This window comes from Amycolatopsis melonis (assembly GCF_040064235.1).
In the GTDB taxonomy this organism is placed as follows: domain Bacteria; phylum Actinomycetota; class Actinomycetes; order Mycobacteriales; family Pseudonocardiaceae; genus Amycolatopsis; species Amycolatopsis melonis.
The window spans coordinates 67,423-80,205 of sequence record NZ_JBDZYD010000017.1 but is presented as its reverse complement, the minus strand read 5'-3'; the positions used below and the strand labels follow the sequence as shown (position 1 = coordinate 80,205).

General features: G+C 72.0%; 14 protein-coding genes. 10 read left to right on the top strand and 4 right to left on the bottom strand.

Translation table 11 applies throughout. The features are described 5' to 3' along the window. Positions 1-69: 69 nt before the first annotated feature. From ABJI51_RS37910 to ABJI51_RS37900, 3 genes are all read left to right on the top strand, one after another. On the top strand, positions 70-1,332 hold the full coding sequence (locus ABJI51_RS37910; protein ID WP_348955976.1) for an NAD(P)/FAD-dependent oxidoreductase: 1,263 nt from the start codon (positions 70-72) through the stop codon (positions 1,330-1,332). Positions 1,333-1,336: 4 nt separating this feature from the next. Beyond that, positions 1,337-1,513, top strand: a complete 177-nt coding sequence (locus ABJI51_RS37905) for a hypothetical protein (protein WP_348955975.1) — start codon at positions 1,337-1,339, stop codon at positions 1,511-1,513. Positions 1,514-1,614: 101 nt separating this feature from the next. After that, the gene (locus tag ABJI51_RS37900) at positions 1,615-2,088 is read left to right on the top strand and encodes a GreA/GreB family elongation factor (RefSeq protein ID WP_348955974.1); all 474 of its coding nucleotides are present in this window, start codon (positions 1,615-1,617) and stop codon (positions 2,086-2,088) included. Here the strand turns inward: ABJI51_RS37900 and ABJI51_RS37895 are convergent. Together ABJI51_RS37895 and ABJI51_RS37890 are read right to left on the bottom strand one after the other, a co-directional pair. Further along, complete coding sequence (locus ABJI51_RS37895; protein WP_348955973.1) at positions 2,062-2,481, bottom strand: hypothetical protein; 420 nt, start codon at positions 2,479-2,481, stop codon at positions 2,062-2,064. The genes ABJI51_RS37900 and ABJI51_RS37895 overlap by 27 nt on opposite strands. 28 nt (positions 2,482-2,509) lie before the next feature. Next, a complete protein-coding gene (locus ABJI51_RS37890; protein ID WP_348955972.1) occupies positions 2,510-3,040 on the bottom strand; it encodes a DUF2231 domain-containing protein in 531 nt (176 codons plus the stop codon). Between the two features lie 189 nt (positions 3,041-3,229). Between ABJI51_RS37890 and ABJI51_RS37885 the strand changes: the two genes are divergently transcribed. Then, the gene (locus ABJI51_RS37885; protein ID WP_348955971.1) at positions 3,230-4,471 is read left to right on the top strand and encodes a sulfite oxidase; all 1,242 of its coding nucleotides are present in this window, start codon (positions 3,230-3,232) and stop codon (positions 4,469-4,471) included. Between the two features lie 168 nt (positions 4,472-4,639). On the opposite strand, the gene ABJI51_RS37880 is transcribed toward ABJI51_RS37885, so the two are convergent. Beyond that, positions 4,640-5,254 (bottom strand): nitroreductase family protein, encoded by a 615-nt coding sequence (locus tag ABJI51_RS37880; protein ID WP_348955970.1) that lies wholly within the window; start codon positions 5,252-5,254, stop codon positions 4,640-4,642. 15 nt (positions 5,255-5,269) lie between these two features. On the opposite strand from ABJI51_RS37880, the gene ABJI51_RS37875 reads away from it, so the two are divergent. Then, on the top strand, positions 5,270-5,899 hold the full coding sequence (locus tag ABJI51_RS37875; protein ID WP_348955969.1) for a TetR/AcrR family transcriptional regulator: 630 nt from the start codon (positions 5,270-5,272) through the stop codon (positions 5,897-5,899). Positions 5,900-5,969: 70 nt separating this feature from the next. Here ABJI51_RS37875 and ABJI51_RS37870 read toward each other — a convergent pair whose 3' ends face one another. Further along, entirely contained in the window at positions 5,970-6,677 is a 708-nt protein-coding gene (locus ABJI51_RS37870) for an NAD(P)-dependent oxidoreductase (RefSeq protein ID WP_348955968.1), read from the bottom strand. A 104-nt stretch (positions 6,678-6,781) separates the two neighbouring features. Here ABJI51_RS37870 and ABJI51_RS37865 point away from each other — a divergent pair, with 104 nt between their 5' ends. Genes ABJI51_RS37865 through ABJI51_RS37845 form a run of 5 tightly spaced genes read left to right on the top strand, consistent with a single transcriptional unit; the run spans position 6,782 to position 12,652 of the window. Beyond that, entirely contained in the window at positions 6,782-7,642 is an 861-nt protein-coding gene (locus ABJI51_RS37865) for a GNAT family N-acetyltransferase (RefSeq protein WP_348955967.1), read from the top strand. 43 nt (positions 7,643-7,685) lie between these two features. Further along, positions 7,686-9,296 carry an ABC transporter substrate-binding protein gene (locus ABJI51_RS37860; RefSeq protein ID WP_348955966.1) on the top strand — a complete coding sequence of 537 codons (1,611 nt, stop codon included), beginning with the start codon at positions 7,686-7,688 and terminating at the stop codon, positions 9,294-9,296. Continuing rightward, positions 9,293-10,246, top strand: coding sequence for an ABC transporter permease (locus ABJI51_RS37855; RefSeq protein ID WP_348955965.1), 954 nt, complete (start codon positions 9,293-9,295; stop codon positions 10,244-10,246). Before ABJI51_RS37860 ends, ABJI51_RS37855 begins: the two co-directional genes overlap by 4 nt. Beyond that, positions 10,239-11,069 (top strand): ABC transporter permease, encoded by an 831-nt coding sequence (locus tag ABJI51_RS37850; protein ID WP_348955964.1) that lies wholly within the window; start codon positions 10,239-10,241, stop codon positions 11,067-11,069. Before ABJI51_RS37855 ends, ABJI51_RS37850 begins: the two co-directional genes overlap by 8 nt. Then, positions 11,066-12,652: a dipeptide ABC transporter ATP-binding protein gene (locus ABJI51_RS37845; RefSeq protein ID WP_348955963.1), complete on the top strand. Its 1,587-nt coding sequence runs from the start codon at positions 11,066-11,068 to the stop codon at positions 12,650-12,652. The genes ABJI51_RS37850 and ABJI51_RS37845 overlap by 4 nt, the downstream gene beginning before the upstream one ends. The last annotated feature ends 131 nt before the right edge of the window (positions 12,653-12,783 follow it).

The window sequence follows — 12,783 nt, the reverse complement described above, 5'->3', positions numbered from 1 at the left end:
ACAACCACCGCGGGTCCGATCCGGGTCATCCTGGCCGCATCAGCACCCCCCTGCGCCACGGAGGACCTCATGCCCGGACCCGGCCGGATCGACGGCGGCCCCCGCTCGGTGATCGTGATCGGCGCCGGCGTCGTCGGCCTGTCGACCGCGTGGTTCCTGCAGGAACGCGGCGTCCGGGTGACCGTCGTCGACCGTGACGGCATCGCCGCGGGGGCGTCCTGGGGCAACGCCGGCTGGCTGTCGCCCGGCCTCGCCATCCCGCTCAACGAACCAGGCGTGCTGCGCTACGGCCTCCGGACGCTGTTCGACCCGCAGGCACCGCTGCACGTCCCCGCGACGCCGGATCCCCGGCTGTGGGCGTTCCTGGCCCGGTTCGCCGCGCACTGCACCGGCAAGTCGTGGACCCGCGCGGTCGAGGCCAACCTGCCGCTGAACGCCGAATGCCTCGAAGCGTTCGACGTCCTCACCGCGAACGGCGTCGACGCTCCCACCATCGACGCACCCATCACGGCGGTGTTCGAAACCGCCCAGCACGCGGCCGGGCTGCTCGCCGAACTGCGGCGCCTGCGCGAAGCCGGGCAGGAGATCAGCTGCACCGGGCTCACCGCCACCGAACTGGCCGAGCGGTTCCCGCAGGTGAGCGCGCGCAACGGGGCAGGCGTCCGGCTCGACGGCCAGCGGTACGTGGACCCTGGCCGGTTCGCCGAGTCACTGGCGCGGGCGGTCATCAGCCGCGGCGGCACCATCCGCAGCCGTTTCACCGTCACCGCGGTCCGCCCGCACCCGCACGCCGTCGCCGTGCAGTCGGCCGCCGGGCAGACCCTGTCGGCCCACGCCGTCGTCCTGGCGACCGGCGCGTGGCTGGGCGAACTCGGCAGGCGGTTCGGGATCGGTGTCGGGGTGCGGGCCGGGCGCGGCTACTCCTTCACCGTCCCGACGGACCGCCCGGTGCCGTCCCCGCTGTACTTCCCCGGCATCCGGGTCGCCTGCACGCCCTACCGCGGCGGGCTGCGGGTGGCGGGCACCATGGAGTTCCGCAGGCCCGACGCGCCGCTCGACGAGGCGCGGGTCGAGGCGATCATCGCGTCGGCACGGCCGTTGCTCACGGGCATCCGGTGGGACGAACGCACCGACGTCTGGGTCGGCTCGCGCCCGGTCACCACCGACGGCCGCCCGGTCATCGGCGCCGCGGGCGTGCCGGGGGTGTTCGTCGCCGGCGGGCACGGCATGTGGGGACTGACGCACGGCCCGGTCACCGGCCGCCTGCTCGCCGAGCACGTCACCACCGGCAAGCAGCCCGAAGCGCTCCGCCCGTTCGACCCGCTGCGCTGAACCCGTGCACCCGGACGGCGAAGCGCTGACGCCCGGCGAGCGGAGCGAACTGATCCGGCTCCGCGCCGAAAACGCGTTGCTGCGCACCGAAAAGGAAATCCTGCTGAAGGCGGCCACGGGCTTCGCCGTCGACGCGGGTGCCCTGCCGCCCGGTGCGCTGGACAAGCCAGAGCCCCGCTGACCGACGCGGGCTCTCCGAAGTCCGTGGGGGCCGGGCCCCCTCCCCACCCGGCCGGCCCCCACGGACGCCCAGCCCGATCACAGCCCGAAAAGGAGAACGTCATGACCACCTCGGCACGTGCGTGGCTGACCCCGCACGCCCACCGCAGCCTGCTCCGGGAGCGGGCCGAACTGGTGCACGCGGAGAATGCCGCCGACGGCGGCGATCCCGACAGCATCGTCCGGAGCCACCACCGCCAGGCCCGGATCCGCCGGATCGACGACATCCTGCGCGAGGCCGTCGTCGGCGAGGACCCGCCGGACGACGGGATCGCCGAGCCGGGCATGGTGCTGACCGTCCAGTACGACGACAGCAACACCGCCGAGACCTTCCTGCTCGGCTCGCGCGACGAGACGACCGAGGACGATCTCGAGGTCTGCTCGCCGGATTCCCCGCTCGGCCGGGCCCTGGCCGGCGCCGGGCCCGGCGAGCAACGGACCTACCGGGTTCCCGACGGCACCACCGTCCGCGTCACCTTGATCGACGCGGAACCGTACGGGCGGTTCACGTCAGCTGCCGATGCCCAGCGCCGCTAGCAGGACGAGCACGACGGTGGCGACGGCGACCAGGCCGTGCGCGCCGACCACCACGACCGGGAAGTGCTGTTCGGGCGCGGCTTCCCCGGCCGTCGCGGTCGCGGTGCGGGCGCGGCGGCCGGGAAGCCAGCGGGCCAGCATGGTGAAGCCCAGCAAGGCGACCGGCACGAGCAGGACGAACGCGATCCACGCCAGCGTCCGGCCGCCCGCGATCAGGTAGACGATCCACAGGACCAGCCCGGCCGCGGCGAGGGCGAAGTGCCCGAAGATCAGCCCGGGTGAGAACCGGGTCCGTGAGGGCTCGCGGGTGCCGCCCTTGGCGATCCACGTGCCCAGCATGACGAAACCGCCGGCGGCGGTGACGAGCCAGGCGATCAGCGCGGCGATGTCCATGGGGGAAGCCTCCTCGTGCGTGGTGGGTTCAGGAACGCTGCCGGGCCGCGGACCGGAAGCCCTCGGCCTGGGTGGATTCGGCGGCGACGCGGACGCCGTAGCGGTAGGCCAGCTTCCCGCCGAGGTAGCCGGAGGCGCCGAGCACGACGAGGGCGGCCGCCGACAGCACCAGCGGACCGGCCCCGACCGGGCCGGGCCCGCTGCCGGCCGCGCGGCGCCAGAAGAAGCCGGCGACGTAGGCGGCGGTGACCACGAGGTTGAGGCTCATGTGCGTCAGCCCGGTACGGAACGCCGGCGTGCCTGCCGGGATGGCGAGCAGGTCGAGGGTGCCGATCAGGGCGGCGGCGACGGCGCCGACCACCCCGATCGCGATGAGCCAGACCGACCCGCGCGCCAGGAAACCGGGCTCGCCGACGATCCGCGAGCCGATGTCGAACACCAGGCTGGACACCCAGGCCCCGATGGGCACGGTGACCAGGATCGGGTGGAAGGGGTGCCCGTACGGGCCGGCCAGCACGGCACTCACCGGCCGCTTCGCCGGTTCGGGTTCGTTCGTCATGACTGCTCCTTTTCGCCAGCGAAGTTTGGTCTTATTGGTGACGCCGGTCAAGTCGAGCAGGTGAGAGGTACCCGATCGGAGTTGCGACCATGCGGATCGGTGTTGATCAGATCGTGGCGCCGCCGACGGGCACAGTTCCGCTGTGTGGACGTGCTGGCAGGCCGGGAACGGGGTCCTGAGAATGCCTGCATGACGGGGATGACCGAGGAGACCGCCTACGACCGGGTGCGCCTCGCGCAGTGGCGGGCAGGAGAGGCGCGCATGCCGGGGCTGAGCCGGCGCGGTCTGCTGCGGTTGACGGCGGCCGGTGGTCTTGCGCTGGCCGCGGCCGGGATGGCACCGGGGACGGCGTCGGCCGCGGGCCCGATCGTGAAGCCGCTGCCGCCGGAGCTGTTCGACGTCTACGGCACCAATGCCGAGATGCGCTGGGAAGCCATGCGCGGCCAGGGTTATCTGACGCCGGTCGACCGGTTCTTCGTGCGTGATCACACGTCGACGCCGCTTCTGGACGCCGCCGCGTGGCGGTTGAAGCTGTTCGGTTCCGGGCTGCGCGGCGGGCCGGTCGAGTTCACCTATCAGGATCTGCTCGCGCTGCCGTCCGAGACGATGACCGCGTTCGTCGAATGCGCAGGCAACGGGCGGAGTTTCTTCGCCGGCCAGCAGGGCCAGCAGGTCAGCGGAACGGCGTGGAAGCTCGGCGCGGTCGGGGTCGCACGCTGGCGTGGCGTCCGGCTGGCGACGGTGCTCGCCCGGGCCGGGCTGTCCCGCGACGCCGTGGATGTGCTGCCGGAGGGCCTCGACGCGGACTATCTGGCGGCGGGGGTGAACCTGGGCAAGGTGCGGCGGCCGTTGCCGGTGGGCAAGGCACTGCAGGACGTCCTGCTGGCGTACGAGATGAACGGGCAGCCCTTGCCGCCCGACCACGGTTTCCCGGTGCGGCTGGTGGTGCCCTCGTGGGCCGGGATCGCCTCGATCAAGTGGCTCGGCCGGATCGAGGTGTCGGCGACGCCGCTGGTGTCACCGTGGAACACCCAGTTCTACCGGCTGCTGGGCCCGGACTACCCGGCCGAGGGCACGCTCGTCACCGAGCAGGTGGTGAAGAGCGCGTTCGAGCTCCCGTGGGGCGCGACGCTGACGGCCGGACGGCAGGTGCTGCGCGGGCGGTCCTGGTCGGGGCACGGCCGGATCCGGCGGGTCGAGGTGAGCACGGACGGCGCCACCTGGCACCCGGCGAGACCGATCGGTCCGGCGCTCGACCGCGGGTGGCTGCGCTGGGAGTTCCCGTGGCGGCCGCGCGCGGCAGGGACGTACACGCTGCGGGCGCGCGCCACCGACGTCACCGGCGTGAGCCAGCCGGACGTCGCGCCGTACAACACGCAGGGCTACCTGTTCGGCGCGGTCGTCCGGCACCCGGTCACGGTCACCGGATGAAGCGGGTGGTGCGCGCGCTCGTCCGGGCGCTGACCGGCATCGGCTGGGTCCTGGTGCTGCCCGCGCCACCGTTCGAGCCGGGGCTGGCCGTGCCGGTACCGCGCCCGCCGGCCGACGTCCCCCGGGTGCCCCTTTCCCGAGAGGAACGGGAAACCTTCCGGCGGATCGTCAGAGCGGCGAGCCCCACCTCTCGAGGTAGGTGATGTCTTCGAGGGCCGGGCGGGCGGCGGGCCGGAAGTCGCGCTGGGTCGTGTAGGCGACGGCGAGCAGGCTGATCTGCATGACGTCGTCCGGGATGCCGAGCAGCCGGGCGACGTCGGCTTCGTGGTCCTGGAGGTGGTAGCCGCAGATGGAGCTGCCGAGGCCGCGGGCGCGCAGGGCGAGCTGGAAGCTCCAGATGGCGGGGTAGGCGGAGCCGAAGTAGGCGGACTGCGAGAAGGCGTCGGACGGCGGGCGGCCGATCATGCAGGGGATCGCCAGGACGGGCACGCGGTCGAGGTTGCGGACGAGGTGCTGTGCGGAGGCGAGGGCACGTGCCTCGACGAGGTGACCGTACTTTTCCCAGGCGGCTTCGGCGGTTTCGCGGCTGTGGGCGGCAATCGCGGCCTTGGTGTCGGCGTCGCGGACGAGCAGCCAGCGGAACTGGGCGGCCATGGCGCCCGCGGCGGGTGCCTGCTGGGCGATGCGGAGGCAGGCGTCGAGGACGTCCTGGGGCACTTCGCGGTCGAAGTCGAGCTTGCGGCGCACGGATCGGGTGGTGGTGAGCACGGTTTCGGCATCCATGCTTACAGTGTAAGTATGGCGTTGACTCGCGAGAAGGTACTCGACACGGCGTTGCGGCTGGCGGACGAGCAGGGCCTGGCGGCACTGTCGATGCGCAAGGTCGCGGCGGCGGCCGGCGTCGAGGCGATGTCGCTGTACAACCACGTCGAGAACAAGGGTGATCTGCTGGACGGGCTCACCGCGCGCGTCTTCGAAGAGGTTCCTTTGCCGGACAACGGATTGCCTTGGGACGCCCGGCTGCGCGCGCTGGCGCAAGGGCTGCACGCGAGCTTCACCCGCCATCCGGTCGTCGTGCGGGCACTGGCGGCCCAGGACGCGAACCCGCGCTCGGCCGGGGCGTTGCGGGTGATCGACGCGATCCTCGGCGCCTTGCTCGACGCGGGCCTGGACGAGCAGGCCGCGGCGCGTGCGTACCGGTCGTTGCTGGGAATGCTGTTCGGCTCGGTGCTCACGGGCACGGCCGGAACCGGGACGCCGGCTGTGCGCGCCGAGCCGGTGGTGACGTACTTCCGGCGGATGGCGGCGGCCGAGGAACTGCCGAGCCTGCGCCGGGTCCTGCCCGCGCTGGAGGCGGGCGACTGCGTGCAGGACTTCGAGTACCAGCTCGAGTTGCTTATAGGCGGGCTGCGTGTCGATCCGGCGTAGCGAGCTGTACGCCGCAGGCGGCGGGATGCCCGCCGCTGGGTGGCCTGCCGGGCGCTCGTTGCCGAGTGCGTCAACCCTCCTCACTGGCGGTGAGCGGTGCCGCATACACGGCCACTTGCTCCCGATGCCGTGTGGGCGCCGCGATCTGGTCCACCACCGCGACCGCCAGGTCGGCATAGGACAGTGGCCGCGCGGCCAGTGCGGGCTCGAACACGTCGCCCGCGAGCCGGTAGCGGCCGGTCGGCGGTGCCTCGGGGGACAGCGCCGGTGAGGGTGTGACGACCAGCCAGTCGACCGTTCCCGGCTGGTCGTGCCAGGCCGTGAGCCCGCGCACCCGGGCTTCGGCGAACGGGCGGAGGAACGGCGGGAACGCCTCGGCGTCGTCGAAGAGCCTGCCGTCACCGGCCTTCAGCGTGGCCGCGAGACCGATCTCGACGACCCTCGCCGTGCCTGCCGCCCTGCTGAGGTTCCGGACCAGGTGGACGTAGTAGGCGTTGTCGAAGCCGTCGAAGGAATCGGGTGGTGCAGTGAAGGGAGTTACCGCGTTCACCAGCGCCGCCGTCTCGCCGGTGACCACGGCCGCCGCGCTTTCCGGGTCGGTCAGGTCACCGGCGACGATGCGGAAACCGGGTTGCTCCGCCAAGTCCGGATACCGGCCGGGATCGCGGACCACGCCGAGGACCCGATATCCGCGTTTCCGGGCCTCGGCGGCGACCGCTCGGCCGGCTCGCCCACCGGCACCGAACACGACGACCTGATCACCTTGCGGGAATGGCATGCCGCGGACGGTATCGTCGGGAAACTGGTTACTTCAACGAAACCGGAGTGCGCCGCGTGGCCGCGAATCACCCTTCGAACGCCCGGCTGGACCCGGCTTGCCCGATGGCCGAGTTCCCCTTCCAGGTCGGTGGCAAGTGGACCGGGATGATCGTCGTGTCCCTCCTGGACGGACCGCTGCGGTTCGGCGAGCTTCGCCAGGCCCTCGGGCCGGTGACGGCGAAGGTCCTGACGGAGACACTGCGCGACATGCAACGCGACGGTCTCGTCACCCGCCTCGACCGGGACGCCAACCCGCCGCACGTCGAGTACGAGCTGACCGCTCTCGGCCGCAGCCTGGTGCGGGTGATCGACGCGATGCGCGAGTGGAGCCGGGGCCACCTGGCCGAGCTGCTCGCCCACCGGCAGCGGCACAACACCAGTCTCTGCCTGGTCGTCCCCGACGAACGGCTGCACGCGGCCTGGCTCGACGCGCACGCGGAGTGGGGACCGGGCCTGCACGAAGACGGCTTCGGCCTGCTGGCCACCGACGAAGTCCGGACCACCTCCGGGTTCTCCGCGTGGATCGCCCGTCTCGCCGCCGATGCGAGCTGTACCTACCGGTGGATCGTCGAGGACGGCTCGGTGCTCGGCGGAATCGCGTTGCGGCATGGGACCGGGGAGTTCGTCCGGCGGGCCGGTCACATCGGCTACGGCATCCGGCCGGGCGCGCGCGGGCGCGGCGTGGCCACGTGGGCACTGGGGGAGATGCTGGCGGAGGCGGCCCGGCGCGGCATGGACCACGTCGTGCTGGTCTGCGCGGCGAACAACACCGCGTCGGCCAGGACGATCGAACGGCACGGCGGAGTTCTCGAAAGCCTCGGCGAAGTCCGGCGCTACCGCATCGCCTGTCAAGGGCATTTCGCCGCTGTGCCAGGAACTGGGACGCCGGTTCGCACAGTGGGACGGCCTCAAGCGGACGGCTAGCGTCGGATCCGAAGACGCACCTGTTCCCGCTGGAGGCCGTCCGGTGTCCCCACTTTCCTTCGCCCGCAACGCCGCGGCCGTGCTCGTCCTGCCCGTGCTGCTGACCGCCTGCTCCGCCGCGGGCGGCGAACCGGCCGCCGAAACCGGTCCGCCGCAGCCCGGCGGCACGCTGCGCCTGGGCATCTCCTCCTCGCCCGACTGCATCGATCCGCAGCAGGCCGCCACGAACGCGTCGATCAACGTCGGCCGCCAGCTCGTCGACTCGCTGACCGACCAGGACCCGAAGACCGGCGAGATCAAGCCGTGGCTGGCCGAGAAGTGGGAGAGCAACGCCGATTCCACGGCGTTCACCTTCCACCTGCGCCCCGGCGCGACGTTCTCCGACGGCAGCCCGGTCGACGCCGCCGCGGTGAAGACGAGTTTCGACGGCATCAAGGCGCTCGGGACCAAGGCCCAGCTCGGCTACGGCTACCTGGCCGCGTACAAGGCGTCGACGGTCGTCGACCCGCGGACCGTCCGCCTCGAATTCTCCGCGCCCAGCGCCCAGTTCCTACAGGCCAGCTCGACCATGTCACTCGGGCTGCTCGCGCTGGCGGCGTTCAAGCAGACTCCCGAACAGCGCTGCCAGGGCACCGGCCTGATCGGCTCGGGGCCGTTCGTTTTCGAAAGCCTGAAGCAGAACCAGGAAATCGTCCTGGCCAAGCGCAAGGGTTACGCGTGGGGCTCGTCGCTGTTCAAGCACCAGGGCGAGGCCTACCTGGACAAGATCGACTACAAGATCGTGCCCGAACCCGGCGTCCGCACCGGCAGCCTCGCCTCCGGCCAGCTCGACGCCGCCACCGACATCCAGCCGGTCGACGAGCCGCAGTTCACCGGCAACGGCTTCGGCGAGAACATCCGGCCCAACCCCGGCGTCGTGTTCAACCTGCACGCGAACACCACGCGCGGCGTGCTCACCGACGAGAAGGTGCGCCAGGCGGTGCTCAAGGGCGTCGACCGCACCGAGGTCGTGAACACCGTGCTGACGCCGAGCTACCGGGCGGCCACGAGCATCCTCGGCTCGGCGACTCCGCTGCACAGCGACCTTTCGCAGCAGCTCGCCTACGACCAGAAGGGCGCGGCCGCGCTGCTGGACGGCGACGGCTGGGTGCCCGGCCCGGACGGGATCCGCGTCAGGAACGGGCAGAAGCTCAGCGCGTCGGTGGTGTTCTCGCCGGTGTTCAACCAGAACCGCAGCGTGCTGGAGCTGATCCAGCAGCAGCTGCGCAGGATCGGCTTCGACCTGCGGATCGAGCAGCACACGACGGCCGAGACCACGCAGATCCAGCTGAGCGGGAACTACGAGTTCCTCTGGTACAACGTCACCCGCGCCGACCCGGACATCCTGCGCAGCCAGTTCTCCACCAAGGCGAGCAACCGCAGCAAGCTCACGCCGGGCAACCCGCTCGACGTCGCACTGGACGCGCAGTCGTCCACTGTGGACCCGGTCAAGCGGAAGCCGTCCGCCGACGAGGTGCAGAAGCTCATCATCGACCACGCCTACGCGGTTCCGGTGTTCGAGCTGACGCAGGTCGTCGCGGTCAGCTCGAAGGCGCACAACGTCGGCTTCGAGGCGTCGTCGCGGCTGCAGCTGTTCGACGCGTGGCTGTCGTGAGGCGGTATCTCCTCCGCCGCGCCGGGCAGGCGGTGTTCGTGCTGTGGGCGGCGTTCACGCTGTCGTTCCTCATCCTGTACCTGCTGCCGGGTGACGCCGTGTCGGCGAAGCTCGCCAGCGGGGAGGCCGGGGCGTCGGCGACACCCGAGCAGGTCGCCGCGGCCCGCGCGGAGTACGGGCTCGATTCGCCCTTGCCGGTCCAGTACCTGAAACGCCTGGTCTCGGCCCTGCACGGCGACTTCGGCCGCAGCATCGCCACGGGCGACGACGCGACGCACATGGTCGTCACGGCGCTGCCGCCGACGCTCGCGGTGACCGGGCTGGCGCTGGTGTTCGCGGTGCTGTTCGGCGGTGGCTCCGCGTTGCTCGGCACGTTCACGCAGTTCCGGTGGCTGCGGCAGGCGCTGCTGTCCCTGCCGTCGCTGGCGATCTCGCTGCCGCCGTTCTGGGTGGGGCTGCTGCTGATCCAGTTCTTCTCGTTCCGGCTGCGGCTGCTGCCCGCGCTCGGCACGCAGGGCTTCGCCGCGCTGATCCTGCCCGCCCTCACGCTGGCCCTGCCGACCGGCGCGATCATCGGGCAGGTGCTGGCGAAGAGCCTGGCCACGCAGCAGGACCAGCCGTACGCGGAGATCGCGGCGGCCAAGGGCGCGAGCCGCTGGCGTGTCCACTTCGGACACCTGCTGCGCAACGCGGCCGTGCCGACGCTGACCGTTGCCGGGGTCGTGGCGGGCAATCTCGTGGCGGGTTCGGTGATCACGGAGACGGTGTTCTCCCGCGACGGCGTCGGCCGGATCACCGCGGCCGCCGTCACCGCACAGGACGTCCCGGTGGTGCAGGCGGTGATCGTGCTGGCCGCGCTGGTGTTCGTGGTGCTCAACCTGATCGTCGACCTGCTCTGCCCGCTGCTCGACCCGCGCATCGCCCGGACACCGGAGGCCGCCCGTGGCTGACCTGGTTCTCCCGAAGCGCCACTTTCACGTGAAAGTGGCGCCGGGGCTGACGCTGGCCGTGGTGGTGCTGGCGTTCGTGCTGCTCGCGGCCTTCGCGCCGGGCCTGCTGACCGGGTACGACCCGATTGCCGGTGTGCCGAAGGAACGGCTGCAGGGCCCGTCGCTGCAGCACCTGTTCGGCACCGACGAAACGGGCCGTGACCTCTACGCCCGGGTGATCCACGGCGCGTCGCTTTCCCTGCGGGCCACGGCGATCGCCGTGCTGGTGGCGCTGGTCGCGGGCTCGGCGCTGGGCCTGCTGGCCGGATTCCGCGGCGGCTGGGCCGACACGGTGATCATGCGGATCGTCGACGTCTTCCTGGCTGTCCCGCCGATCCTGCTCTCGCTGGCCCTGGTCACGGCGCTGGGCTTCGGCACGACGAACGTCGCGATCGCCGTCGGCATCGCGAACCTCGCGTCCTTCGCGCGGGTCATGCGCGCGGAAGTGCTCCGCGTGCGAACCGGTGTCTTCGTCGAGGCGGCGCGCGCAAGCGGAGTGCGCTGGTCTGCCGTGCTGGCCCGGCACGTCCTGCCGCACGCCGCGGGCCCGGTCCTCGCGCTGGCGACGCTCACGCTGGGCACGGCGGTGCTGGAGGTGTCGGCGCTGAGCTTCCTCGGCTTCGGGGCAACCCCGCCGACGCCGGAGTGGGGCGCGCTCGTCGCGGGCGGCCGCAGCTTCCTGGCCACGGCGTGGTGGCTGACAACGTTCCCGGGGCTGACGGTCGCGGCAGTGGTGCTGTCGGCGAACCGGTTGTCGCGGGCGCTGGACGGAGGGGATCGATGACTCTGCTGCGGGTTTCGCGGCTGGCTGTGTCGTATCGGGCGGTTCCGGCGGTGCGGGATGTCAGCCTGGACGTCGGAGCCGGTGAAGTGGTTGCGGTCGTCGGCGAATCTGGCTCGGGCAAGTCGACCACCGCGCACGCGGCCATCGGGCTGCTGCCGCGCGGTGGCCGCGTCGACCGGGGCTCGATCAGCTTCGACGGCCGCGATCTGCTTGCGCTGTCGGGGAAGCAGTGGCGCGGGGTGCGTGGCCGGGAGATCGCGCTGGTGCCGCAGGATCCGGCGGTGTCGCTGAATCCGGTGCACCGGATCGGCGACCAGGTGGCGGAAGTCCTGCGGATCCACGGCCTCGCCGACCGGCGATCCGCTGCCGTGCAGGCGATCGAGCTGCTGGACCGCGCGGGCGTGCCCCAGCCGGAACTGCGGGCGCGGCAGTACCCGCACCAGCTGTCCGGCGGGCTGCGGCAGCGGGCGCTCATCGCGTCGGCGCTGGCCGGGCGGCCGAAGCTGATCATCGCCGACGAGCCGACCAGCGCCCTCGACGTCACGGTCCAGCGGCGGATCCTCGACCACCTGACGGCGCTGGCGGCGGAGTCCGGCACGGCGATCCTGCTGATCACGCACGACCTCGGCGTCGCGGCCGACCGGGCGTCGCGGATCGTGGTGCTGTCCCGGGGCGAGGTCGTCGAAGAGGGCTCCTCGGTCGTCAGCGCGCCCACGCACCCGTACACGCGGCAGCTGCTCGCGGCGGCGCCGAGCATGACCGACGCCGTGCGGCCACCCGCGCCACCGAGCGAGCCGCTGGTTTCGGTGCGCGGGCTCGCGAAGACGTTCGACGGCGGAATCCGCGCGGTCGACGGCGTTTCCTTCGACATCCCGCGCGGCCGGACCCTGGCGCTGGTCGGCGAATCCGGCTCGGGCAAGTCCACGATCGCCCGGATGATCCTGCGGCTGGAGACGCCGTCGGCAGGCACCGTCGGGTTCGACGGGCAGGACATCACCTCACTGGCCGGACCCGAGCTGCGCCGGCTGCGGCGGCGGATGCAGGTCGTGTACCAGAACCCGTACGCGTCGCTGAACCCGAAGTTCTCCGTCGAGGAGGTGATCGCCGAGCCGCTGCGGGCCTTCGGGCTGCCGGACCGGCGTGCCCGCGTCGCCGAGCTGCTGGAACAGGTGGCACTGCCGTCGTCGATGGCGCGCCGCAAACCGGCGGAACTGTCCGGCGGCCAGCGGCAGCGGGTGGCGATCGCGCGGGCCCTGGCGCTGAAGCCGGACCTGCTGGTCTGCGACGAGCCGGTGTCCGCCTTGGACGTCTCGGTGCAGGCCCAGATCCTGCGGCTGCTCGCCGAGCTGCAGTCCTCGCTGGGGCTGTCCTGCCTGTTCATTTCGCACGACCTGGCGGTCGTCCGGCAGCTGGCGGACCACGTCGGCGTCCTGCGCGCGGGCAGGCTGGAGGAGCTGGGCCCGGCGGCCCGGGTGCTGGAGCAGCCGGAGTCGGCGTACACCAAGGAGCTGCTGGCGGCGATCCCGGGGCGAACGCTACTCCGGACGAGTGAACTTGAAGTTTCAATTTCTGACCCTGGGTAACGACAGTGGGCGACTCCCTGACCGTGATCACCTGCGAAAACAGGGGTGGCTGAGTCCGTTCTGTGGCCGGAAGCGGCTTTCGGGGCCTGTTACGCGCGCGGGCCCGCGGGCGACGAAGGGCGCAGAGTGTG